Genomic DNA, 25,321 nt, shown 5'->3' with positions numbered 1-25,321 from the left:
AAAAAGGGTGAGTTTGAAGAAAAATGGCTAGAGAAGGTACAGCGAAGGTAATAGGGCAGATGTGGTAGTTTTTGTGTGGGCAAACAACAAAAAAGCTCAACTATTTCTAGTTGAGCTTTTCAAATTCAATCAGTTAGAACTTTGTATTAGTTCATACCATATTTTTTAAGTTTCTTGCGAAGAGTACCGCGGTTGATACCCATCATAGTTGCTGCGCGAGTTTGGTTACCGCGAGTGTACTGCATGATTGTATCTAGTAGTGGCTGTTCAACTTCCGCTAGAACTAACTCGTATAGTTCTGTCACTTCTTGGCCATTTAACTGAGCAAGATAGTTTTTAAGAGATGCTTTAACGGAATCACGTAGTGGCTTTTGCGTGATTTGGTCTTGTGAAGTTACTGTAGTTACTGTTAAAGCTTCTGAAGTCAGATTTTGTTCGAACATATTCGGTCTAGCTCTTCTCTTAATTATGATGATGCAACGTTACCCGCGCGGGTATGCTTGGGTATTATCAAAATAACCTTCAAGCGCTTCTAATTGCAGCGGTGCTGCCTCTATGGCGTTGAAGGTACGGCGAAACTCACTCGCTTCTTCATGTTCTTTTAGATACCAACCCACGTGCTTACGCGCGATTCGTGGACCTAAATACTCTCCATAGAAACCATGCAGAGCTGTCACATGACCCAGCATAATGCTTTTCACTTCCTCAAGAGGAAGCTCAGGCATTGTGGTGCCGTTTTGTAAATAGTGTTGGATTTCTTGGAAAATCCACGGACGGCCTTGGGCAGGGCGTCCAATCATTAAAGCGTCAGCGCCTGTGTACTCAAGCACATATTTAGCTTTCTCCGGAGAATCGATATCACCGTTAGCGATAACCGGAATATTGATTGCCTCTTTCGCCGCTTTAATGCTGTCGTATTCGGCCTCACCTTTGTACATACAAGCTCGCGTTCTCCCATGGAGTGCTAATGCTTGTATGCCGCAGTTTTCGGCTAATTGAGCGATATAGACACAGTTTTTGTTGTCTGTATCCCAGCCAGTACGGGTTTTGAGTGTCACAGGGACATCCACTGCATCTACTACTGTTTTTAAGATCTCTTCGATGAGGTCTGGAAAACGAAGTAGAGCAGAGCCGGCTAGCTTCTTATTCACTTTTTTTGCTGGACAACCCATGTTGATGTCGATGATTTGTGCACCGTTTTCAACACTGAATTGAGCAGCATCTGCCATTAGCTGTGGATCACTGCCCGCAATTTGTACCGAACGAATGCCCGATTCGCCTTCGTGTACCATACGGTTTTTTGATTTCTCGGTTCCCCACAATGCAGGATTAGAAGACATCATTTCACTGACTGCCATTCCTGCACCGTACTGAAGACACAACTCGCGAAATGGTCTGTCCGTGACACCCGCCATTGGGGCGACGATAAGATTGTTTTCGAGTTGATAGTTTCCGATCTTCAAAATGTCTTCACAGCTTATTTTTAGGTCAATCGACCAGTAGCAAGGGCGCGCATTTTACGCATTTTTTTACTGCGTGAAAAGACTAATATTTGAGCATTTACAATTTGTTTTTGTAAATAGCCCAATTTTCAATCAATTACGCTTTTACCTTGTAATTAGAAACTGCAACATTGCTTTGTATCTATAACGTTGGCGTCGTTTCACACCTGTTTCTAAGATGTTTCAACAGGCATGAGATCACTTTTTTCTCTCTGTTGCAGTTACCTATCTCTTATCACAAACCAGCTTGTTAGCTGAGTTTTTGCCCAGAGATGCGACACCATTCGTTCTTTTCAACAATTGGGTCTACTTGTAGTTCATCGCGATAGTAGTTCGCTACATCTTCAGCTTGGGTATCCAGTACGCCTGACATAGCAAGTTTGCCACCTGGCTTCATAAGACCTTTGATGATTCCAGAAAGTTCACGTAGTGGGCCTGCAAGAATGTTTGCTACGACAACATCAGCTACTAGGCCTTCAGGTTGGTCTTGAGGAAGGTATACTTCGATTTGGTCTTCAACGCCGTTACGGCCAGCGTTATCTTTCGATGCAAGCAGAGCTTGTGGATCGATGTCGATGCCGATAACTTTTGCTGCGCCTAATTTGATCGCTGCGATCGCTAAAATACCTGATCCACAACCAAAATCGATGACGGTTTTACCGCTTAGGTCAAGAGACTCTAACCACTCAAGGCACAGCGCCGTCGTTGGGTGAGTACCTGTACCGAATGCAAGACCAGGGTCGAGCATTACGTTCACTGCACTTGGATCTGGAACATCACGCCAGCTTGGACAAATCCAAAGACGTTCGCCGAACTTCATTGGGTGGAAGTTATCCATCCATTCGCGTTCCCAATCTTTGTCTTCAATTTGCTCGACTTTATGCGCAAAGCCTTCTGGAAGAAGCTGGCTGTCGCGAATTTGGCTGATTATTAGTGCAGTATCGACTTCAGCATCGTAGAGAGCTAATACGTCTGTATCTCCCCATAAGCGAGTTTCGCCCGGTAGTGGTTCAAATACAGGTGTATCTTTTGCGTCTAGGAAAGTGACGGATAACGCACCCGTTTCTTCCATTAGCATGTCGCTAATTTGTTCAGCGTTTTCATTGGTCGCGTTAAGCTTTATTTGAATCCAAGGCATGTGATTGCTCTCTTCGTTCTTGGTTCTAGTACTTGGTACTAGCTCTTGGTATTAGATAATGGCGCAGAGTTTACCCCTGTGCTTAAGGTGCTGCAACTTTGTTCGTTAATGACGGCTATCACAAAAAATAAAGTCACAGAAATAAAAATGCCCACCGAAGTGGGCATTTCTTAAATCAGCATCGATTATGCTTTGTTCAAACCTAGTTTTTTCTCTAGGTAATGAATGTTCGCACCACCATGTTGGAAGTTCTCATCCTTCATGATTTCTTGTTGTAGAGGTACGTTAGTCTTAATACCTTCTACAATCATTTCATTCAGTGCGTTACGCATACGTGCAATCGCTACATCACGGTTCTCACCGAAAGTGATCAGTTTACCGATCATTGAATCGTAGTGAGGTGGAACTGTGTAACCTGAGTAGATATGCGATTCCCAACGAACACCCATACCGCCAGGAGTATGCAGACGTGTAATCTTACCTGGGCTTGGTAGGAAGCGTACTGGGTCTTCCGCGTTGATACGACATTCAACTGCATGGCCGCGGATCTTGATGTCACTTTGAGTAAATGACAGTGGTTGACCAGCTGCAATACGAAGTTGCTCTTTAATCAAGTCTACGCCGGTAACCATTTCAGTTACTGGGTGTTCAACCTGAATACGAGTGTTCATCTCAATGAAGTAGAATTCGCCATTTTCGTATAGGAACTCGAACGTACCTGCACCGCGGTAACCGATCTCGATACATGCACGAGTACAACGTTCACCGATGTACTTACGCATCTCTTCAGTAATGCCAGGTGCTGGAGCTTCTTCAACCACTTTCTGGTGACGACGCTGCATTGAACAGTCACGCTCACCTAGGTGAATTGCGTTACCTTGGCCATCAGCAAGTACCTGAACTTCGACGTGACGTGGGTTCTCTAGGAATTTTTCCATGTAAACCATGTCGTTGTTGAACGCTGCTTTTGCTTCTGCACGAGTCATGCTGATTGAATTAATCAGATCTTTTTCAGAACGAACAACGCGCATACCACGACCGCCGCCGCCGCCAGATGCTTTGATAATTACTGGGTAGCCGATGCGTTTAGCGTGAGCTTTGTTCTTCGCTTCGTCATTGTCCAGTGGACCATCAGAACCCGGTACACATGGTACGCCAGCTTTCTTCATTGAGTTGATTGCTGAAACTTTGTCACCCATTAGGCGAATAGTTTCTGCTTTCGGACCTACGAAAATGAAGCCGCTTTTCTCTACCTGTTCAGCAAAGTCTGCGTTCTCAGATAGGAAGCCGTATCCAGGGTGGATCGCCACTGCACCAGTCACTTCTGCAGCAGAAATGATGCGAGGAATGTTTAGGTAACTTTCCATGCTTGATGCTGGACCGATACAGATAGACTCATCTGCAAGCAGCACATGTTTTAGATCGCGGTCAGCTGTAGAGTGTACAGCAACCGTTTTGATCCCTAATTCTTTACACGCGCGAAGAATACGAAGTGCAATTTCACCTCGGTTCGCGATGACTACTTTATCTAACATAGAAAAGGCCTCTATTATTCGATAACAACAAGTGGTTGGTCGAATTCTACAGGCTGACCGTCTTCTAGTAGGATTGCAGTAACAACACCAGATTTGTCTGATTCGATTTGGTTCATCATTTTCATCGCTTCAACGATACATAGAGTATCGCCAACAGACACTTTTTGACCCACTTCGATGAATGGTTTTGAGTCTGGACTTGGAGAGCGGTAGAAAGTACCAACCATTGGAGAAAGAACTTTGTGGCCTGCTGGTACGCTTGGCTCTGCCGCTGCAACTGGTGCTGCTGTAACAGGCGCTGCTACTGGAGCTGGAGCTGCAACAGGTGCTGGTGCTGCGTAGTGAATTGGTGCTGGAGCAGGAACACCGTGACGACTGATTCGTACTGACTCTTCGCCTTCAGAAATTTCTAGCTCAGCGATGCCTGATTCTTCAACTAACTCGATTAGCTTCTTGATTTTACGAATATCCATTGTTTCTTTTCTCTTTTATCTTGTTGAGTAAGACAGTCCTTTCGGACTGCAGAGTGTTTGGTTACTTTGCCTGCAAAGTTTTAATGGCAGCAGACAGAGCAAATTCATAACCTTGCGCACCTAAACCACAAATCACTCCTTGTGCTTTATCAGACAGGTAAGAGTGGTGGCGGAATGGCTCGCGAGCATGCACGTTCGACAGGTGTACTTCGATAAACGGAATAGCCACGCCGAGTAAAGCATCACGAATAGCGACGCTGGTGTGCGTAAATGCTGCTGGGTTGATAATAATGAAATCCACATTTCCATGAGCTTGGTGAATTGCTTCAATAAGTTCATATTCGCGGTTGGATTGAAGATGTTCTAACTCAACACCTGCTTTTTCTGCATTTTCACGTAAGGTCGCGACAATGTGTTCTAAGGTGTTAGAACCATAATGTGTCGGCTCACGTAAACCTAATAAGTTTAGGTTTGGACCGTTTAAGACAAGAATGCGTAATTTGGCAGCCATTGTGTCGCTATCTTCCTCTAATGTGGAGCGAATCGGAAATTCTCGGGAATCTTCTCGTATTCGACACTATTTTTTGTCAAAAATTCGTAGAAATTTTTAAATTGACCAAGATTATAGCCAATTCACAGCAAATGGCAGCAAATTACTGGTCTTATCACTTTTATTTAATATTTGAGTATAGATGAAATGGGAGGAATGGCACATTGTGAACCAATCCTTAAGCATTTCATTCTTTAGTGGGTAAGCCAATATCGGATTTCTCTGATAATTCAAAAAATTGTTGTTAATCTGATATTCAAGACTCAATCAGAAACTATAGTTTATGAATTAAGCTTTAACGAGTGTGTTAACACTCGAGTCAGTGGTGGAATCGAAGAGCTTGCTTGATATATGGATTTAGGTACAAGTATCAACAGTTTCTTCGTAATAAGGTGATTAAAAAATGAAGATAGCTCCATTTATAGCAATAACGTCGTTATGTTTGGCTGGTTCAGTTTATGCGGCTCCAAGTAAAGATATTAAAGACAATGAATCGAAGTTAGCCGATGACCCAACTAAGGTTGTCACCAAAGTGGGTATCTCTTATGCCAATAACTACGATTTTGATGATTCTAATGTCTCTTTTTCAGGTTCTTTAGCGTTCGATCCTGCGAGAAAGATTAACGTTCGCCTTAATTCAGATGCGAGTGAATGGCGTGTTGGTGGCTCTTGGTTGTTTCCGGTTGGTATCTTGAACTTTAACTTTGGTAAGAATGAGTACACCAACGGTGCAAACCAGACTAACTATAGTGTTGGTACCTTTATCCCACTAAGTGTATTTGGTATCGAACCTCTAGGTGTTCAGTTGTTCCCGATGGCGGGTTATACCTATAACGACGGTGAATCGCCTCGTTGTAATGGTTCCGGTGCATGTTCTGATGTTGCTTTCGTTGGTACACCAAGTGCTGAAAATGGTTTCTATATGGCGGACTCTGCAGGAAGCAGTGGCTATGTCGGTGCTTTTGGTTTGAAACCGTTATCGCAAGAAGTGACATTAATGGGTTTTGCTGCGGGTACTTATGGTTCAGAGAATGATGAAGGTGAAAACTACAAAGGTTTCTTCCTTGGTGGTGGTGTGAGTTATTTGGCAAACAAGAACCACTCATTCAGTTTGATGACGTTTATGATGGACAACAATACTTACTTAGATGATCCAGATAAACGTGTGATTGCTTCTTACACTTATCAGTTCGATTAATTGCGAACTTGACGTTGCTGAGTTGAGATAAGAAAAAGCCCCAATTACGTATTGGGGCTTTCTGCTTTTAGAGTTTCTTTGATTATACGTAGAGTGCCTTCGATTATACGAGCTCAGCTTTCTCAGCGATGAGTTTATCCACTACGCTTGGATCAGCTAGGGTAGAAGTATCACCTAAGTTACCAGTATCACCGGTTGCAATCTTACGTAGAATACGACGCATGATTTTACCTGAACGTGTTTTAGGTAGAGCATCAGTCCAGTGCAGTACATCTGGCGTTGCGATAGGACCAATTTCTTTACGTACCCAGTTTTTCACTTCTTTATGTAATTCGGCGCTTGGATAAACACCGTCATTCAAAGTAATGTATGCGTAAATTGCTTGTCCTTTAATGTCATGAGGTACACCAACAACAGCCGCTTCGGCAATTTTATCGAATGCAACCAGAGCGGATTCGATTTCTGCGGTACCCATACGGTGGCCAGATACGTTTAGTACGTCGTCCACTCGACCAGTGATCCAGTAGTAACCATCTTCATCACGACGAGCACCGTCACCGGTAAAGTACATGCCTTTAAAGGTTGAGAAGTACGTTTGCTCGAAACGCTCATGGTCACCATAAACCGTACGCATTTGACCTGGCCAAGAGTCGAGAATAACAAGGTTACCCTCAGCTGCTCCGTCAACGATTTCACCCATGTTATCAACCAGTGCTGGTTGAACACCGAAGAAAGGACGAGTAGCAGAGCCCGGTTTCAAATCGGTCGCACCTGGTAGTGGAGTAATCAAGATGCCACCAGTCTCAGTTTGCCACCATGTATCGACAATAGGAGATCTCTCGTTACCAATGGTTTTGTAATACCACTCCCAAGCTTCAGGGTTAATCGGCTCACCTACTGAACCCATGATACGTAAGCTGTCACGAGAGGTTTCTTTTACCGCTTCGTCACCTTTTGCCATCAGAGCACGAATCGCCGTTGGCGCAGTGTAGAGAATATTCACTTTGTGCTTATCAACCACTTGGCTCATGCGGTTGGTATCTGGGTAGTTAGGCACACCTTCAAACAGAATGGTTTTCGCACCGTTCGCCAGTGGTCCGTAAATCAAGTATGTGTGACCAGTAATCCAACCCACATCTGCCGTACACCAGAAGGTCTCGCCCGGTTGGTAATCGAATACGTATTTAAATGTCATGGTTGCGTATACAAGGTATCCGCCAGTGGTGTGCAATACACCTTTTGGTTTACCCGTTGAACCCGACGTGTAAAGGATGAATAGAGGATCTTCCGCTTTCATCTCTTCAGGTGGACAGTCTGCAGATACTTTAGCGGTTGCTTCGTGCCACCAAACGTCACGATGCTCATGCCACGCCACTTCGCCGCCAGTACGTTTAAATACAATAACTTTGTTGATGTTTTTGATTTCAGGATTGGTCAGTGCTTCATCGACGTTTTTCTTCAACGGAACTGCGCGACCACCACGAACACCTTCATCGGCAGTGATGACCAGTTTCGCGTTTGAGTCAATGATACGACCTGACAGAGCTTCTGGAGAGAAGCCGCCGAATACCACAGTGTGCACAGCGCCGATACGTGTACAGGCAAGCATTGCTATCGCTGCTTCTGGAACCATTGGCATGTATAGACAAACTACATCACCTTTACGAATACCTTGTTCTTTCATTGCGTTTGAGAAGCGACAGACCTGCTCATGCAACTGCTTAAAAGTAAGAGTCTTGTCTTCCTCAGGGTTGTCACCTTCCCAGATGATCGCAACATCGTCACCGCGCTTGGCAAGATGACGGTCGATACAGTTAGCAGAAACGTTTAGCGTGCCGTCTTCAAACCAGCGAATGTCTACATGCCCAGTGTCGAAAGAGGTCTGTTTCACTTTAGTGAATGGCTTAATCCAATCCACAATCTTACCGTGTTCGCTCCAGAATCCTTCTGGATCTGTCACTGACTGCTGGTACATGGCTAGGTAAGTTTCATTATCCGCATGCGTGTGAGATTTAATATTTTCTTTTACCGGATAAATGTGGGCTTCACTCATTACAAATTCTCCTTGTGAATACTGCAATCACCTTGATGGCGTTTAAAACGTCCAACGAGGAAACTCGTTATGCCTATAACTCTTAGTCACATAGGGAAGTTTCACAATTAGACTTTAGGATAAATGCGCTCTCATTTGATGATGAATAAACCTACTTTGGCTTGTTTTAATTGGGAGTCACGGTGAGAGCTAGACTTTAGTGATAGGAGGATGTGAACTTAGGTAAGTCACCTTGAGTGAGACGAACAAAAACCAATGCGGCTGAAATGGCATCTTGCAGTGCGTCGTGTTTGTCTTGAAGAGGTAAATCGAGGTGTCGACAAATAGAATCCAAACTCAAATCTATATAAGCATTGGGCAGGTGGCGTTCGAGTTTGTCGTGGTATATCTGGCTTACCTCAATCAGTGAGTTTGGTAATGGAAACCCAAGCTGCTTTCGGCATGCGATGTCTAAGATTTTTTTATCGTAGCGGATGTGATAGCCAACCAGAGGTCGGTTACCGATAAAATCAATCAGCTGCGTTAGCGCTTCTTTTTCTGAAATCCCGTCGATTAAGTCTTGGTGACGCATACGGTGAATACGAACCGAATTGGAATCCAGCGATTGAGGGGCTCTAAGGCGGACCTCAAAAGGCTGACTGGTGATGATCCGATTATCAATGATTTTGGTTGCCGCTATGGTCACAAGCTCCGCTCTGTTTGGGTCTAAGCTAGTGGTCTCGCAATCAAGTGAGACATACTCATTACCACTGTTCGGTTCAAACAGTGGTTGGTAGCTAGAGCCTTTTAGTTTGTGGCGCCAATAGCGTCGACTTATCCAATTCATACACACCTTTAATCTCGGAACTGCCTAATCTCGTATCTGCCCTAGTCTCTGATTTGCCTAATCTCGTATTTGGTAATGATAGCCAAGCCATTGTTTGAATTTTTTAACCACATGCAGACTGTGTCTGAGTAGGTCTCTTTCGGTACGATCCAACAGTTTAATATCGATGTTGTTGCTGCCTTTCTGATCGCCGTTTTGCTGGTTTCCTAATTGCTGAGCAAGGCGGAGCTTAAAGAATTGTTTAAGTGCTTCGCTGAGGTTATCACCGGTCTGTTTCTCCAAAACACGTCGTTTAACCAGTTCGTTGATACGGTCGAAAGTGTTATTTGGCTCTATCATGTGCTCTAAGCTCAAGGCTCGAATGCCATGCACAATAGGAAAAATGCCGCCTTGTTTTATATCCAAGCCAGTTTTGGAATTCTTCACATTGCCGAACAGAGTAAGAGGAACAGAGAAGTTCAGAGCGGGGCGGGTGAACTCTGTCAGAATCAGTTCTTGATCTGCCATTAAGTGACTTAAGTGCGCTTTGACTGGAGCAAGCAGCGATTTATTACCTGCAATCGCGTGAGCATCTGCCATGATGGCAATATCCATCACTTGCTCTGGCTTCGCGTTATTCACCCAACTACTGAGCATTTTTTTCCATTGAGATTGGCTCTTCACCCACTTAGGGTTGTTGACCATCACTTTGCCCGGACACAAGGGATAACCAAGTTGCAGCAAGGTATGAGTCAGTTCGTGCATGACGTTCTCGCACTGGTGCCATTCCAATCCGTCTTTGATGATTAAAGCGTTGTCTTGATCGGTTTTGAGTATCTGTTCGCCACGTCCTTCCGAGCCTAATACGATAAAACAACAGTGATCATGCAGTGCTGGTGGCACCACCAATTCAAAGGCTTTTTCTATGATTTGTTCGTTGACCGCAGAAATTAGCTCCATGATGAAACGGGTACGAACCCCTCGGCTAAGTAGACTTTCAATTAGTTCTATCTGCTTGTTGGATGCCAGTGACAGCTCTTCTACGCTGGATGCTCTTGCAATCGCTAACGTCAGTACATGCGAGTGGGTGGAGAAGGTGCTTAGGATCTGCGTCATATCGAGCATGCCTATGGCATTGTTGCCATCGCACACCATCACTCGTTTAACGCGGTTTCGCGTCATCATCACCATGGCATTAAATAGAAAATCCCCGTCATCTACGTGCATCACAGGGAAGGTCGCGATTTTTCCGACCTGTGTATCAAGCGGGTGTTCATCCAACATCACCGCATGCAGCATATTGGTTCGAGTGACAATGGCATACGGGTGATGAGTCGAGTCAATCAGGCGAATGTCACTATCCGCAAGCTTAACCAAAGCAGCATCCACACCGCTTTCTTTCATCTGCATTGTAACGGCTTTTAAGGATTGCTCAGGAGTGACAATCATTGGCGGAGAGTAGATGGAGTTGTCCACTTTGGTCAGAATGAATTCTGCGATATTTTTCTGCTGCTGAGCTGCTTCTATCAGTTCTTGTCTTTTGGCTAAGTTGTTATCGAAGTAAGCGGCAAACTGCCCGTTTTCAGAATAGAGAGAAAGGAAGACCTCTCTCGGAATGAGGTAAGAAAGCGTATCTTCTAGTGCTATGTATTGATGACGAGTATGTTCTTCAAATAGGGCGCGTACATCAAACATGTCATCATTCGCGTAATGGGCGAATATCTCTTTGCCTGTTGGCGAGCGTTCTTCGACTGTGCCTTTAATTAGCACGTGCAGATGAGTACTAGTTTGTCCGCTTTTCAGCAGAGTGGCACCTAATCGGTAATAAGCTACGTCTAAGGAAGCGCGCAGTTTTTTCTGTTGATCAGAGGTCAAACGATCAAAGGGTGGAGATTGCATGTTGAATTTATCAGGCATATACCCTTCCTATTTGCAGGCGCAGTCTGCTTGTTTCAGTTGCAGTTAATCTTGTTATTGGTGTTGCCAATCTTGCAGATGTCATCGTTATTGCAACAACACTAGCTTTGACTGCGGCGACAGAAGTTCACCAGAGAGAAATATCTAGCTTAAGTGTGACAAATTTCTTTCTACCCTCCAGACGACTTTGGTCTAATGGCACCGTTTTGTGCACAATGAAAGTTGTGATAGGGGAAACAGTTCGTTTAACAAAGTTCCCTTTTTCGCGGGCGTGACTCATTGCATAATGGCGGCGTTTATTTCTCTCATGCTGTTTAGGATATCTAATGTTTAAGCCCTCTCCCTACGGATGGATTTCCCAATACTTTTTCGGCTTTTTCTTCGCTTATGGTGTCTATCTACCGTTTTGGGCGCTGTGGTTTGAAGGGCAAGGTGTGCCTGCCAGCGACATTGGTATCCTAGTTGGGATTGGTTTTGCTACCCGCTGTGTAGCGAACTTAGTTATTACGCCGCGTATCCATAAAGTGGAACATCTGCTGCCAGCACTGCGTTGGGTGACGTTAGCACTGATGCTGTTTATCGCTTTCCACTTTTTTACCGGTGGCAGTTTCTGGTTACTCGCGTTAGCGACTGTTCTATTCAATATGGTGTGTGGACCAGTATTACCGTTGTCTGACTCGGTGGCTAACCACTATGCCAAACGTAACATGCTGGATTACGGTCGCACTCGTTTGTGGGGCTCGATTGCCTTTATTGCCGGCTCTACGGTTGTGGGTTACCTGATTGTACTGTACGGCTCAGACATGATCGTTTACACCGCATTTTTTGGGGCATTTGTTACTCTGCTAATTAGTCTGCGTAACCCTTCCGCTATGCCAGTGACCGAAAATCATGAGCATAAAATTCGTCCCAAACTCACAGAATTACTTCGTGAATGGCCGGTAATTAAGTTCCTACTACTGGTTGCCCTTATCCAAGGCAGCCACGCGGCGTATTACAGTTTTAGTTCTATCCACTGGCGTGCCGCAGGCCACTCGGAAGACATCATCGGCTACTTGTGGAGCTTAGGTGTGGTCTCCGAAATTCTGATATTTGCCATCAGTAAACGTGTATTTTCCAAGTGGAATATCCGCACTCTATTTGTGATTTCAGCACTAGGGGTAATCGCTCGTTGGGGTTTAACGGCGTCAACCACGGCACTGGTAGCCTTGGTGGCGATTCAGTCTTTGCATGGTGTGACCTTCGCTTTGGCTCATATTGCGACCATTAAATACATTCAACATGCACCGCAACACAAAATGGTTGCTTTACAGGCACTCTACAATGCCATTCCGCTTGGTGCTGTCATCGCGATGATGACGACTTTGAGCGGTTGGGGTTACGAAAGCTGGGGTGCAGGCGTGTTCTGGGGAATGGCGCTGATGGGCGTTCTGGCGTTGTTCGTCAAAGTGGAATTGCTTCCATCACAAGTTAAAGATGTTTCGATCAATAAAGCGGAGCCTGAAGCACAAAATTAACCCAACCAGATTGAGTTAAAATTCCATACCTGTTTAATAAAGCTTCTATTAAAGAAGCTTTATTTCTTTATAGCCGCAAAGACGGTTTTAGAACATTCAGAGATTTCACAGGGAATAGGGAAGTCGGATGCAGGGTTGGTTGGTGGTTCCAGTCTCGCTCGCTTATTTAGGCGTGCTGTTTCTCATTGCATGGTATGGCGATCGCCAGACACGTTGGCTGGCGAAATGGCGCCCTTGGATATACAGCTTATCTATCGCGGTTTACTGCACTTCATGGACGTTCTACGGTACGGTTGGTCAAGCCAGTCAAAACCCGTGGTCATTTTTACCGATTTATATTGCCCCTATTATTGTCTTCACCCTTGGCTGGCGAATACTGGCTCGTCTAATTCTGATCGCTAAGCGCGAGCACATTACTTCTATCGCAGACTTCATTGCAGCGCGTTATGGAAAATCACAAGGTTTAGCTGTTGCTGTCACTCTGATTGCAGTGGCAGGAATTCTGCCTTACATCGCTTTGCAATTGCGTGGTATTACGATGGGGCTGAATATTATTGCCCCTGATCTCGGAACTCAACTAGGGTATCAGGACGACAATGTTTCTTGGTTTGTCGTTCTAGCCTTAGCTTTATTCACCATGTTGTTTGGTACTCGCCACATCGATAACACCGAGCATCACCGTGGGATGATGATGGCGATTGCTTTTGAGTCCATCGTCAAGCTGGTTGCGTTTCTTGTGGTCGGCATGTTCATTCTCTATCTTGCGTTGAGCGAGCAAGATGTTGCGCTGTTGGACGTCGCGCGGGAAACCTATCAGGCGCCAAACTGGCCGACGCTGCTAGTGCACACCATTTTGACCATGATAGCTATCATCTGTCTGCCACGTCAGTTTCATACTATGGTGGTAGAAAATGAGCGTGCGCAAGACTTACATACCGCGCGCTGGCTATTCCCTTCCTATCTAACTTTGATGGGGATTTTTGTCTTACCTATCGCTTGGGTTGGGCAGAGCTTATTAAGTGGTACGCCGCCGGACACCTTTGTGATTAGTGTTCCCGTTGCGGTTGGAGCAAATGACATTGCTTTATTGGCGTTTCTAGGTGGCACTTCCGCTGCGTCAGGCATGGTGATTGTTTCCACCATTGCCTTGGCGATCATGGCATCCAATGATTTGGTGATGCCTTTACTGCTGCGCCGCATGCGCTTATCACAAAGAAATCACCGCCATTTTTCTGGTCTGCTGGTGATTATTCGCCGCACTTTGATCTTGCTGTTATTGCTCGGCGCATGGGGCTTTTATCTGGTTCTCGATACCATTCCGTCTCTGTCGGCGATTGGTTTCTTATCGTTCTCCGCTATTACTCAATTTGCCCCAGCGCTGATTGGCGGTATGTACTGGCGGGAGGGAAATCGCAAAGGCGTATACGTTGGTTTGTTGGTGGGTTTCACCTTATGGCTGATTACTCTGATGAGCGCCACCAATATGTTGGCGGGCGACCATGAAAGTAACGTGCTGCTGTGGGTGATCACTCCACCTGAGTTTCTCGGCAATATGGGACTAGAAAGTTCTGACTGGGGCATGCTGCTCAGCGTTACTTTGAATACCATTTGCTATGTGGTGATTTCTATTGCGACGCGTTCAAGTTTAAGCGAACGGCTACAGTCGGCATCTTTCGTTGGCACGCCATTACCGGAAAACGAAAATATCAGTTTGTACCAAAGCCGAGTCACGGTTGCGGAGCTCGAAATGCTGGCCTCGCGTTTTGTCGGACGACAACGTGTACGCGCTGCCTTTGGTCAGTATTGGGATCAACAACGTGAAACCTTGATGCCGAATCAGCAAGCGCCAGCAACATTGATTCGTCACACTGAGCGTGTTTTGGCTGGTGTGTTTGGGGCATCTTCAGCCAAGTTAGTGCTTACTTCTGCTCTGCAAGGTCGCAATATGCAGTTGGAAGAGGTAGCGACTATCGTTGATGAGGCCTCCGAGCTTTATGACTTCACCCGAGGTTTATTGCAAGGGGCGATAGAACATATTGGTCAGGGCATTGCGGTAGTGGATAAACAGCTCAGGCTGGTGGCTTGGAACCAAAGATATCTAGAGCTGTTTGATTTTCCTCCGGGACTTATTCAAGTTGGTAGACCAATAGCGGATGTCATCCGTCATAACGCTCAACAAGGTTTGTGTGGTCCCGGTGATCCAGAAGAACATGTTCGCCGACGGGTATATCACTTAGAGCAGGGGACGCGGCACACCTCTTCGCGTATTCGCCCTGATGGCCGCGTAATAGAAGTGCAAGGTAACCCTATGCCGGGCGGCGGGTTTGTAATGAGTTTTACAGATATCACGGTTTTCCGAGATGCGGAACGCACACTGCAAGAAGCCAATGAAAACTTGGAAGAGCGAGTATTAGAACGAACTCGTGAATTGGAAACTCTGAATAAGAAACTGGTGTCTGCGACTCAGCGCTCCGATCAAGAGTCGCAATCTAAGTCGCGTTTTTTAGCGGCGGTAAGTCATGACTTAATGCAACCACTGAACGCGGCGAGGCTGTTTGCTTCGTCTCTATCTGAAGTGGCTCAAGAAGAGGAATCTAAGCGGCTATCTCGCCATATTGAAAGTGCGCTGAGCGCTGCGGAAGATTTGATTGGTGACCTGCTGGATATTTCCCGTTTGGAGTCTGGCAAACTCGAAGTGAATTTGCAGAGCTTTAAAGTGAATGATGTGCTTGCGAACTTAAAAGCAGAATTCGAAGCTTTGGCACGTCAGCAAGGCATTAACTTCAGCACGGTTCCATCGTCACTCTATGTCCACTCTGACCCTAAATTGCTGCGCCGTGTGATTCAGAACTTTTTAACTAACGCTTTCCGTTACAACCCGAAAGGAAAGGTTGTTCTTGGTGTGAGAAGAGTCGCGGGCAAAGTTCGTATTGATGTCTGGGACAACGGTATCGGTATTGAAGAAGATAAACAGCAAGAGATCTTTGAAGAGTTTAACCGAGGTAGCCAAGTTCGTTCTGACCAAGGTTTGGGGCTAGGACTTGCTATATCGAAAGGGATAGCCTTTGTGCTTGGGCATGAGATATCAATGCGTTCTTGGCCGGATCAAGGTAGTGTTTTCTCACTGACACTAGATAAAGCCGAAGCCGCTCAGGTTGTGCCACAAAAAGCCGTGGTACTTGAAGCGGTGCATGATTTAGCACACCTGCGCGTACTGTGTGTTGATAATGAGAAAGACATTTTAGTTGGTATGCAAACTTTGCTTGAACGTTGGGGATGTGAGGTAAAAACAGCACTGGATATCAAACAGAGTATGAAAGCTTTGGATAATCAGTGGATCCCAGATGTGATTTTCTCTGATTACCGTCTCGACAACGGACGTACTGGTTTAGAAGTCCTACAGCAGTGCAGATTACGTCTTGGCGATTGTTTCGAAGGCGTGATTATCAGTGCGGACCGGAGTCCTGATATCCTTGACGGTATTAAATCCAATGGTTTTAGTTTTATGGCAAAGCCTGTTAAGCCGCTCAAGTTACGAGCACTACTCAATCGAATCGGATAAAACAAAGCCCTCATTTGAGGGCTTTTAAATTTTTGTGCTAGATACGCTAAGTCGGTATTCACTAATTGGAGTGAATGTTCAATGGCCAACCCATATCCGTTTGACGGTTTGCTTCCAGTTCGAGCTCTGCTCGAGTTAATGGATTAGCTTGTAGCCATTGCTTTTCTATAGATAGAGTCAGCTCGTCGCCATCGGCAGAAATTTCGACATTAGGTTCTAAGTCTACACAACGACGGTGGCTAAGAAGTACCGCTAAGCGTAGTAGGCGTAAAACTCGTTTACTGCTGATGGCTGATAGTGCGTGTTGCTCTGGTAGGGTAGTTAACTGTTCGCGGTAGCGTCTTGTTAACTCTGCCAGTAAATGTTTTTGTGCACGGGTAAAGCCAGGTAAATCGAGATTTTGTAAAAGGTAAGCGTTGTGTTCACCACCTTTCTTAAAATCAATCGATAAGCCAATCTCATGCAATTGCGCCGCAGTGAGTAACAGCATCTCCGCTTGCGGTTCTGTAATCCAGTTATGACCGCCACACTGAGCCAGCAGTTTACTGGCAAGTTCTGATACTTGTTGTGCGTAGCACTGGTCAATCTGATAACGTGTTTGGACACTATGAATGGTGCGTGAACGAATATCGTCTTGGCGCAAGTCATCCATCATGTTGTAGACCAAGCCTTCGCGCAGAGCACCGCCGGCAAGTGTCATAGATTCAATGTTTAACGATTCAAAAATAGCGATCAGAATCGATAAACCGCTTGGGAAAACTAACGCTCTTTCTAAAGTGAGCCCTTCAATTTCAAGCTCTTCAAGATGATCAGACTGCATAGCCTGTTTTTTGAGACGATTTAACTTAGCCAAAGTGATGACTTCATCCATCCCCTGAGCCAACATGATCTCTTGTAGAGCCTGAACTGTTCCGCTTGCTCCTACACATACATCCCAGCCTAACTCGGTGTATTGTTCCAAAATAGGAGCTAAGCGTTTTTTCGCTGCATCTATTGCGTTGTTAAAGTTGGTGCTGTTGAGTTGGCGGTCTTTAAAATGACGCTCAAGCCAAGTCACACATCCCATCTTTAAACTGGTTAACGCTTTTGCTTCAAAGCCTTCACCGATAATCACTTCGGTACTGGCTCCGCCAATATCCACCACTAAGCGGCGCCCGATTCCACCAGAGGTGTGAGCGACGCCTTTATAGATAGTGGCAGCTTCTTCTTCACCAGAGATGACTTCAATTGAATGTCCTAGAATTTCATTCGCTTTTACTAGGAAATCATTGATGTTCGTCGCTGTACGCAGTGTCGCTGTACCTACGATACGAATATTCTCGTGCGGGATGTCTTGTAAGCGTTCAGCAAACAAACCCAAACAATCCCAACCGCGTTGCATGGCTTCATGACTTAACGCGTTATTGTCATCTAAACCGGCTGCAAGGCGCACTTTGCGCTTAATTTTAGCCATGGTTTGAACGCTGCCGTCGACATGTCGAACTATCAGCATATGGAAGCTGTTAGAACCTAAATCAATCGCGGCATATAACGGTGAAGAAACAGTCTGGCACATAGATGAATTACGAATCCTTTTGCTTTTGAGGTGCGCGTGGGCGTCTTTGTGGCTTACGATTTCCGTTGTTGCGAGAACCACCAGTGTTTGTACGACGTTGTGGAGATGACGTGCGTAGTGTCAGTGGTTTAGGCAAATTCGTTAGTAGCGCTGACGGATCGTAATCCGACACAGGGATCGAGTGTGCAATGTATTCTTCAATTGCAGTCAGGTTGATCGCGTACTCTTCACAAGCAAACGAAACAGAGTGGCCACTTGCACCAGCACGACCAGTACGACCGATACGGTGAACGTAATCTTCACAATCGTCTGGTAGGTCGTAGTTAAATACGTGTGTTACTTGCGGGATGTGTAGGCCACGTGCTGCCACGTCTGTAGCAACAAGGATGTCCACTTCACCTTTAGTAAACTGCTCTAAAATACGCTCACGTTTTTTCTGTGGAACATCACCAGTCAACAAACCAACGCGATGACCATCAGCTGCAAGTGCACCCCAGATGTTGTCACAGCGGTGTTTTGTATTTGCAAAAATGATTGCGCGATCTGGCCAATCTTCTTCAACCAGAGTTTGTAGTAGCGCCATCTTATGTTCGTTAGAAGGGTAGAATAGCTCTTCCTTAATACGGTGACCTGTTTTTTGCTCAGGCTCAACCACCACATGCTCTGGATTGTGCATGTGTTCGAATGCTAGCTCTTGAACGCGGTAAGACAACGTCGCTGAGAACAACATGTTCAAACGATCTTTAGGTTCAGGCATACGACGGAACAAGAAGCGGATGTCCTTAATGAAACCCAAATCGAACATGCGGTCTGCTTCGTCCAGAACCACAGCCTGAATGTTGTTTAGATTGAAAACACGTTGCTTGTAGAAATCGATGATACGGCCAGTTGTACCGATCAGGATATCCACACCTTCTTGAAGTTTGCCCAGCTGTTTATCGTAGCTTTCGCCACCATAAGCCAGTGCGGCCTTAAGACCTGTGCTTGCAGCTAACGTGTCCGCATCGTTATAGATCTGAATCGCGAGTTCACGCGTCGGAGCCATAATGATTGCACGAGGCTGAGTAGCACTACGGCCTTCAACTTCTGGAGTTTTCAATAAATGGTTAAAAGTCGCAGCAAGAAACGCGATGGTTTTACCAGTACCCGTTTGGGCCTGGCCTGCAATGTCTTGGCCGGTGAGCAGTACCGGCAACGCCAACGCTTGGATAGGGGTACAGTACTCGAACCCTTTTTTTTCCAATCCTTCAATTACTTGGGGATGTAAATCCAAGTCGGCGAATTTTTGCTCTGTGATATGTGTCTTTTTCATTGCTATAGAATATCAGCTTCCACTTGCATTACGGAAGTAAATACATTCCAATAGAGCATCTATTTACTGGTTAGTCGACAATCAGTCTATTGATTGGTAATAATCAGTGCAGAAAAAAACACATTGGAGTGGAAGATGAGTGATAAAATTTTGCAGCTATCTGATGATGGTTTCGAGAACGATGTAATCAAAGCTGCAGGCCCGGTTCTAGTAGATTTTTGGGCAGAATGGTGTGGTCCTTGTAAGATGATTGCTCCTATTCTTGATGAAATCGCTGAAGAATACGAAGGTAAACTCACTATCGGTAAACTGAATATCGACCACAACGCAGGTACACCACCTAAGTTCGGTATTCGTGGTATTCCTACGCTATTGCTATTCAAAGATGGCAGCGTAGCAGCGACCAAAGTAGGCGCGCTATCTAAAACTCAACTTAAAGAGTTCTTGGACGCAAACCTATAATTCGCCTTAACTTTACCGTACATAGAAATATGTACGGTTTTGTTTTTGTAAAAAACAATTTCTAGACTAGGCTAATATTTAGTGCTAGTTTATCGCACGTAAATTAAACAAGTGTTCACTTCTTGGTCAGTCCTACGACCAAATCCATCTTAACTAGAAAATAGATCCTATTTTGACTAAACAAGTATCCACCACAATGAATCTAACAGAACTGAAGAACAGACCCGTATCTGATCTTGTCAAACTTGGTGAAAGCCTAGGCTTAGAAAACCTTGCTCGTCTAAGAAAACAAGACATTATTTTTGCCATCTTAAAAGCGCACGCGAAGAGCGGTGAAGATATCTTTGGCGACGGTGTTTTGGAGATTCTTCAAGACGGTTTTGGTTTCTTGCGTAGTGCAGACAGTTCATACCTTGCTGGCCCAGATGATATTTACGTATCTCCTAGCCAGATTCGTCGTTTCAACCTGCGTACAGGTGACTCGATTGCCGGGAAAATTCGCCCGCCAAAAGAAGGTGAACGTTACTTTGCACTACTAAAAGTGAACACTGTTAACCACGACAAACCTGATAACGCTCGTAACAAAATCCTATTTGAGAACTTAACTCCACTGCACGCAAATGAGCGTATGGTAATGGAGCGTGGTAATGGCTCGACTGAAGACATTACAGCACGTGTTCTTGATCTAGCTTCTCCTATCGGTAAAGGTCAACGTGGTCTGATTGTAGCTCCGCCAAAAGCGGGTAAAACTATGTTGCTACAAAACATCGCCCAAAGTATTGCTAGCAATCACCCTGAATGTGAATTGATGGTACTTCTTATTGACGAACGTCCAGAAGAAGTAACTGAAATGCAACGCCTTGTAAAAGGTGAAGTGGTTGCATCGACGTTTGATGAACCAGCATCTCGCCACGTTCAAGTTGCAGAAATGGTTATCGAGAAAGCGAAACGTCTTGTTGAACACAAGAAAGACGTTGTTATCCTTCTTGACTCTATCACTCGTTTAGCTCGTGCATACAACACAGTTGTTCCGTCATCAGGTAAAGTTCTGACTGGTGGTGTGGACGCTAACGCATTGCACCGTCCAAAACGTTTCTTCGGTGCAGCTCGTAATGTAGAAGAAGGTGGTAGCTTAACTATCATCGCTACAGCACTGGTTGATACTGGTTCTAAGATGGACGAAGTTATTTACGAAGAGTTCAAAGGTACAGGTAACATGGAACTGCACTTGAACCGTAAGATTGCAGAAAAACGTGTTTTCCCTGCGATTGACTTCAACCGTTCTGGTACTCGTCGCGAAGAGCTTCTAACCAAGCCTGATGAGCTGCAAAAAATGTGGATTCTGCGTAAAATCGTTCACCCAATGGGCGAAATCGACGCAATGGAATTCCTGATTGATAAGCTTGCAATGACGAAAACTAATGATGAATTCTTTGACGCAATGCGCCGTCAGTAATGAATAAACATTGATTATTTTGAAGCACCACCCATTGGGTGGTGTTTTTGTTTGCATTCTTCTCATTACCACACGACAATTATGAGAAATGTTAACAGGAGGTTAATATGCAACAAGGACTGTTGTTTAGTTTATTCCTCTCTCTTTTATTAGTTTGGACACCAGTCTCTGCTGTTGAAGTGTCATCATTGAGCCAGCAAAAGCTGCTTGAAGATAGCCAACTACAACAGAAAGTGACGGAATTGGTCGATCTGGCAATAAAAGACGATATAGATGCTCTTTCTTTTGCGGTGGAACGAATTTCGTTGCCACAACAGGAAGCTGCTCGCTTTTTATTGTTGCAACACTTAGAGCAACACCAAGTTGCCTTGTCTGAAAATTTGTTCCAATTCGTTGAAAAGCAAAAAAACATTGTGCCTGTTTATCAAGTCCTAGAGAAAGGGCAAGGGTATGAGTTTTCTGTTCCCGCTTTTGATTACATAGCGATAGCCCATCGATTGACGAAGCAATGGAAGAAAGATCAGAGTGTGGTTAACTTTATGCTTAAAGCGGAAAGTGGCGAGCTGAATCTGCAAGACTGGTTGACTGGTCCTGACTACTTAGTGCAGGAACGTGAAGATTTGTTACTGAGTGAGTTTGTCAATTTATCTGATAAAGTTCAAAACGATTTGGTTAAACAATTAACGGATGTAAAGGTCGTTAGTTGGCTACCATCTTCAACCGTCATGGTTAAAATGGCTCAAGTGACTGGCGATCTAGCGCTGTATAAGTTGTTGTGGTTAATGCGAGCTGATTTTTATGTTGAACAAGAGCTAAACAGGTTAGCCAATGTCGGTGATGATTTCGCGATTTCGCAAATTATGCTTGCAGCTGATAACCCAAGGCTGGCCAGTAATGCGTTGAAGTATTTAGTCAAAATACCCAAACCTTTTACTGAAGAAGTTAAACAGTTCCTCGTTAAACGTCTAGAAAACTCATCTGATGCACCTGTAGTAGCACAAGCGCTGGTAGAGCAGGGATATCAACCTTGGTTGAAAGAGTTGCTCAACAATAACCGACGAGTAGAAAGCCAAGCCATTTTGCACGTTCTTTCTCAGCAGTAATTATTTGAAGTAAGTATCTCGGCCACTTTTTCATCAGAAGACCTTTCAGTAAAAGTGAAAACTAAGTAAGAGAGAAAACAAACCGATAGCAAATTGTTTTTGCTATACTGCGCGCAGTTTAATCATCTTCAGAGCAGTTATGAGCTTTAAAAACTTACGTGATTTTCTTGACCATCTAGAAGCCAACGGGCAACTCAAACGTATTACGCATCCTGTTGATCCGCATTATGAAATGACGGAAATCAGCGACCGAACATTACGTCAATCTGGTCCTGCATTACTGTTTGAAAACCCGATTGGTTACGATGTACCTGTTCTTACTAATCTTTTTGGTACTCCAGAGCGTGTAGCTATCGGTATGGGGCGTGAAAACGTTCAAGACTTACGTGAAGTTGGAAAACTCTTGGCTTATTTGAAAGAGCCTGAGCCGCCACGCGGTTTTCGGGATGCTATCGATAAGCTGCCAGTATTCAAGCAAGTGTTAAACATGCCGGCTAAGAGGCTACGTAAAGCGCCATGTCAGGACATTATTTGGCAAGGTGACGAAGTCGATCTGGATAAAATTCCGGTAATGAGTTGTTGGGCTGATGATGTTGCGCCACTTTTAACTTGGGGCTTAACCATTACTCGAGGTCCAAACAAAAAACGCCAGAATCTTGGTATCTATCGTCAACAAAAAATCGCCAAAAATAAAATCATTATGCGTTGGCTGGCTCACCGTGGCGGAGCTCTAGACTTTAGAGAGTGGATGGAAGCAAATCCTGGCGAGCGTTTCCCTGTTTCAGTGGCCTTCGGTGCCGACCCTGCCACTATCTTAGGTGCGGTAACTCCTGTGCCTGACACACTATCCGAATACGCGTTTGCAGGTTTATTACGTGGTAGTAAAACGGAAGTTGTGAAATCGGTCAGTAATGATTTAGAAGTACCCGCGAGTGCAGAGATCGTATTAGAAGGTTACATCGACCCGAATGAATATGCAGATGAAGGTCCTTATGGTGATCACACTGGTTACTATAATGAAGTAGAACGCCATCATGTTTTCACGGTGACTCATGTGACTATGCGCAACAAGCCGATTTACCACAGTACATACACTGGTCGCCCGCCTGATGAACCTGCGGTTCTAGGTGTTGCACTCAATGAAGTCTTTGTTCCTATTCTTCAAAAGCAGTTTCCTGAAATCGTGGATTTCTATTTACCGCCGGAAGGCTGCTCATATCGCATGGCTGTGGTAACAATGAAGAAGCAATATCCGGGACATGCTAAGCGAGTCATGATGGGCGTTTGGTCTTTCTTACGTCAGTTCATGTACACCAAATATGTGATTGTGCTTGATGAAAGTGTGAATGCTAGGGATTGGAATTCTGTTACTAAAGCCATGTGTCAGCATATGGACCCAGCGCGCGATACTTTGATGATTGAGAACACACCAATCGACTCTTTAGATTTCGCTTCGCCAGTGGCTGGACTGGGTTCCAAAATGGGACTAGATGCAACCATCAAGTGGGAGGCGGAATTAGCGATGACGCCTAAAGTTGAATCCAGAGCATCACATGAGATAACAGAAGCAGATATAGAAGAATTCAAACGTCGTCATCCGCAAATTGAAGACATCTATTTTCCACCGTCGACAGAAAATCGAATAGTGATTATATCGATGCGTAAGTATGCCGCTGGTGAATCTAAAACTCTGTTAAAAGCCGTATGGGCGTTTTTAGCAGAATATACGGATGCCAAATTTGTCGTATTGTGTGATGACGATGTGAACGCCAGAGATTGGAATGATATTATCTGGGCTATCACCACAAGAATGGATCCTGCTCGTGATACTTACATCATTTCTGCTCAAGATGGATCTGTGTCTAAGCTAGGCTTGGATGCGACCAACAAGTTCGAAGGTGAAGTAACGCGTGAATGGGGTACACCTATTCACAAAGACCCTAAGTTGGTAGCAAAAATTGACGCTATGTGGGAAGAATTAGAAATTCTATGACTTTTACTGTACGTTTGCTGCCAAGCGAACTTCAGTTTGAAGTTGAAAAAGGGCAAACGATATTGGACGCAGCGCTCAACAGCCATATTGCATTTCCTCATCGATGCCAGGTGGGAGCGTGTGCTGCATGCCTGTGCCGAAAAATAGAAGGGGATGTCAGTTACCATTTAGAGCCTATGCTTACAGAGAAAGAGCAAGCCGAAGGATGGATATTCCCTTGTCAAGCAATAGCAGAAAGTCATTTAGTACTTACATTTGCAGAATAAGTTAACTTTGCAGAGTAAGTAAGAAGGATAAACATGACAATTAAATGTAAAGTAAAGTCGATACAGTCTTTAGCTAGCAACACATATCAGATACTGCTTCACCCAGAACAGCCTGTTGCCTTCAAAGCAGGTCAGTACTTAATGGTAGTTATGGGAGAAAAAGATAAGCGCCCATTTTCTATTGCAAGTAGCCCTTGTCGTCATGAAGGGGAGCTAGAGTTACACATTGGAGCAGCAGAGCACAACGCTTATGCCATCGAAGTTGTACAGCTCATGCGTGAAGCACTTGAAAAGCAAACTGACGTTGAAATCGATGCACCGCATGGTGATGCATGGGTAAAAGAAGATAGCGAGCGCCCATTACTGCTTATCGCAGGTGGTACTGGATTTAGTTATGTTCGATCAATCTTGGATCATTGTGTTGCCCAGAATAAAACTAACTCTATCTACCTATACTGGGGTGCAAGAGACAAAAGTCAGCTTTACGCTTTAACTGAACTCGAACAACTTGCAGCAAAATATGAAAATGTCCATTTTATTCCAGTAGTTGAAGAAGCAGAGGCTAACTGGCAAGGAAAAGTAGGTAATGTCTTGCAAGCAATCAGTGCGGATTTCGAATCTCTAGAAGATTTTGATATCTATATTGCGGGACGCTTTGAAATGGCTGGCGCAGCGAGAGAACAATTCACTCAAAGCAAACAAGCACTGAGTGAAAGAATGTTTGCTGATGCATACGCTTTTATATAAAAACTAAGTGATTTCAAGATGAAAAAGAGGGCTAAAAGCCCTCTTTTTGTTATTTTTGCTGCTTTATTAAACGAACGAGATGTTTTTTGAAGTTTTTTCAAAAAAGCACTTGCGCTGTTTTAATTCCTCCCTATAATGCCGCCTCACTGACACAGCAGACGTCGCAAGGCTTCAGCT

General features: G+C 44.7%; 20 protein-coding genes. 9 read left to right on the top strand and 11 right to left on the bottom strand.

Annotated elements, in window-relative coordinates:
- Positions 1 to 146: 146 nt before the first annotated feature.
- The 6 genes from fis to aroQ all read right to left on the bottom strand — a co-directional run bounded on the left by fis (position 147) and on the right by aroQ (position 5,159).
- Complete coding sequence (fis, locus tag ACOSVQ_RS11660) at positions 147 to 443, bottom strand: DNA-binding transcriptional regulator Fis (protein WP_000462885.1); 297 nt, start codon at positions 441 to 443, stop codon at positions 147 to 149.
- Between the two features lie 39 nt (positions 444 to 482).
- Positions 483 to 1,463, bottom strand: a complete 981-nt coding sequence (gene dusB / locus ACOSVQ_RS11655) for a tRNA dihydrouridine synthase DusB (RefSeq protein WP_491982731.1) — start codon at positions 1,461 to 1,463, stop codon at positions 483 to 485.
- A 289-nt stretch (positions 1,464 to 1,752) separates the two neighbouring features.
- Positions 1,753 to 2,640 (bottom strand): 50S ribosomal protein L11 methyltransferase, encoded by an 888-nt coding sequence (prmA, locus tag ACOSVQ_RS11650; protein ID WP_491982730.1) that lies wholly within the window; start codon positions 2,638 to 2,640, stop codon positions 1,753 to 1,755.
- A gap of 185 nt (positions 2,641 to 2,825) precedes the next feature.
- Complete coding sequence (gene accC, locus ACOSVQ_RS11645; RefSeq protein ID WP_491982729.1) at positions 2,826 to 4,175, bottom strand: acetyl-CoA carboxylase biotin carboxylase subunit; 1,350 nt, start codon at positions 4,173 to 4,175, stop codon at positions 2,826 to 2,828.
- A gap of 14 nt (positions 4,176 to 4,189) precedes the next feature.
- The gene (gene accB / locus ACOSVQ_RS11640; protein ID WP_491982728.1) at positions 4,190 to 4,648 is read right to left on the bottom strand and encodes an acetyl-CoA carboxylase biotin carboxyl carrier protein; all 459 of its coding nucleotides are present in this window, start codon (positions 4,646 to 4,648) and stop codon (positions 4,190 to 4,192) included.
- A 61-nt stretch (positions 4,649 to 4,709) separates the two neighbouring features.
- Positions 4,710 to 5,159, bottom strand: a complete 450-nt coding sequence (gene aroQ / locus ACOSVQ_RS11635) for a type II 3-dehydroquinate dehydratase (protein ID WP_102941600.1) — start codon at positions 5,157 to 5,159, stop codon at positions 4,710 to 4,712.
- 442 nt (positions 5,160 to 5,601) lie between these two features.
- On the opposite strand from aroQ, the gene ACOSVQ_RS11630 reads away from it, so the two are divergent.
- Entirely contained in the window at positions 5,602 to 6,396 is a 795-nt protein-coding gene (locus ACOSVQ_RS11630) for a hypothetical protein (protein WP_491982727.1), read from the top strand.
- Positions 6,397 to 6,499: 103 nt separating this feature from the next.
- Here ACOSVQ_RS11630 and acs read toward each other — a convergent pair whose 3' ends face one another.
- The 3 genes from acs to ACOSVQ_RS11615 form a co-directional block, all read right to left on the bottom strand.
- Positions 6,500 to 8,449 (bottom strand): acetate--CoA ligase, encoded by a 1,950-nt coding sequence (gene acs, locus ACOSVQ_RS11625; protein ID WP_491982726.1) that lies wholly within the window; start codon positions 8,447 to 8,449, stop codon positions 6,500 to 6,502.
- 196 nt (positions 8,450 to 8,645) lie between these two features.
- Positions 8,646 to 9,275 carry a 3'-5' exonuclease gene (locus ACOSVQ_RS11620; protein WP_491982725.1) on the bottom strand — a complete coding sequence of 210 codons (630 nt, stop codon included), beginning with the start codon at positions 9,273 to 9,275 and terminating at the stop codon, positions 8,646 to 8,648.
- A 57-nt stretch (positions 9,276 to 9,332) separates the two neighbouring features.
- Positions 9,333 to 11,171, bottom strand: coding sequence for a DUF294 nucleotidyltransferase-like domain-containing protein (locus ACOSVQ_RS11615; protein WP_491982724.1), 1,839 nt, complete (start codon positions 11,169 to 11,171; stop codon positions 9,333 to 9,335).
- 326 nt (positions 11,172 to 11,497) lie between these two features.
- On the opposite strand from ACOSVQ_RS11615, the gene ACOSVQ_RS11610 reads away from it, so the two are divergent.
- Together ACOSVQ_RS11610 and ACOSVQ_RS11605 are read left to right on the top strand one after the other, a co-directional pair.
- Positions 11,498 to 12,688 carry a 3-phenylpropionate MFS transporter gene (locus ACOSVQ_RS11610; RefSeq protein WP_491982723.1) on the top strand — a complete coding sequence of 397 codons (1,191 nt, stop codon included), beginning with the start codon at positions 11,498 to 11,500 and terminating at the stop codon, positions 12,686 to 12,688.
- Positions 12,689 to 12,815: 127 nt separating this feature from the next.
- The gene (locus ACOSVQ_RS11605) at positions 12,816 to 16,250 is read left to right on the top strand and encodes a hybrid sensor histidine kinase/response regulator (RefSeq protein ID WP_491982722.1); all 3,435 of its coding nucleotides are present in this window, start codon (positions 12,816 to 12,818) and stop codon (positions 16,248 to 16,250) included.
- Between the two features lie 61 nt (positions 16,251 to 16,311).
- Here ACOSVQ_RS11605 and gppA read toward each other — a convergent pair whose 3' ends face one another.
- Together gppA and rhlB are read right to left on the bottom strand one after the other, a co-directional pair.
- Positions 16,312 to 17,805 (bottom strand): guanosine-5'-triphosphate,3'-diphosphate diphosphatase, encoded by a 1,494-nt coding sequence (gene gppA / locus ACOSVQ_RS11600; RefSeq protein ID WP_491982721.1) that lies wholly within the window; start codon positions 17,803 to 17,805, stop codon positions 16,312 to 16,314.
- A gap of 7 nt (positions 17,806 to 17,812) precedes the next feature.
- Complete coding sequence (gene rhlB, locus ACOSVQ_RS11595) at positions 17,813 to 19,117, bottom strand: ATP-dependent RNA helicase RhlB (protein WP_491982720.1); 1,305 nt, start codon at positions 19,115 to 19,117, stop codon at positions 17,813 to 17,815.
- A 135-nt stretch (positions 19,118 to 19,252) separates the two neighbouring features.
- On the opposite strand from rhlB, the gene trxA reads away from it, so the two are divergent.
- From trxA to fre, 6 genes are all read left to right on the top strand, one after another.
- Entirely contained in the window at positions 19,253 to 19,579 is a 327-nt protein-coding gene (trxA, locus tag ACOSVQ_RS11590) for a thioredoxin TrxA (RefSeq protein ID WP_042489933.1), read from the top strand.
- A 196-nt stretch (positions 19,580 to 19,775) separates the two neighbouring features.
- On the top strand, positions 19,776 to 21,035 hold the full coding sequence (rho, locus tag ACOSVQ_RS11585; RefSeq protein WP_491982865.1) for a transcription termination factor Rho: 1,260 nt from the start codon (positions 19,776 to 19,778) through the stop codon (positions 21,033 to 21,035).
- Between the two features lie 107 nt (positions 21,036 to 21,142).
- Positions 21,143 to 22,138, top strand: a complete 996-nt coding sequence (locus tag ACOSVQ_RS11580) for a hypothetical protein (RefSeq protein WP_491982719.1) — start codon at positions 21,143 to 21,145, stop codon at positions 22,136 to 22,138.
- A 139-nt stretch (positions 22,139 to 22,277) separates the two neighbouring features.
- The gene (gene ubiD, locus ACOSVQ_RS11575) at positions 22,278 to 24,131 is read left to right on the top strand and encodes a 4-hydroxy-3-polyprenylbenzoate decarboxylase (RefSeq protein WP_491982718.1); all 1,854 of its coding nucleotides are present in this window, start codon (positions 22,278 to 22,280) and stop codon (positions 24,129 to 24,131) included.
- Positions 24,128 to 24,397, top strand: a complete 270-nt coding sequence (locus tag ACOSVQ_RS11570) for a 2Fe-2S iron-sulfur cluster-binding protein (protein WP_491982717.1) — start codon at positions 24,128 to 24,130, stop codon at positions 24,395 to 24,397. Before ubiD ends, ACOSVQ_RS11570 begins: the two co-directional genes overlap by 4 nt.
- A 33-nt stretch (positions 24,398 to 24,430) precedes the next feature.
- Complete coding sequence (fre, locus tag ACOSVQ_RS11565; protein ID WP_491982716.1) at positions 24,431 to 25,144, top strand: NAD(P)H-flavin reductase; 714 nt, start codon at positions 24,431 to 24,433, stop codon at positions 25,142 to 25,144.
- The last annotated feature ends 177 nt before the right edge of the window (positions 25,145 to 25,321 follow it).

The organism is Vibrio sp. HM8-C (assembly GCF_058630515.1).
The sequence above is the reverse complement of the archived record's forward strand: the minus strand, read 5'-3'. Positions and strand labels throughout refer to the sequence as shown.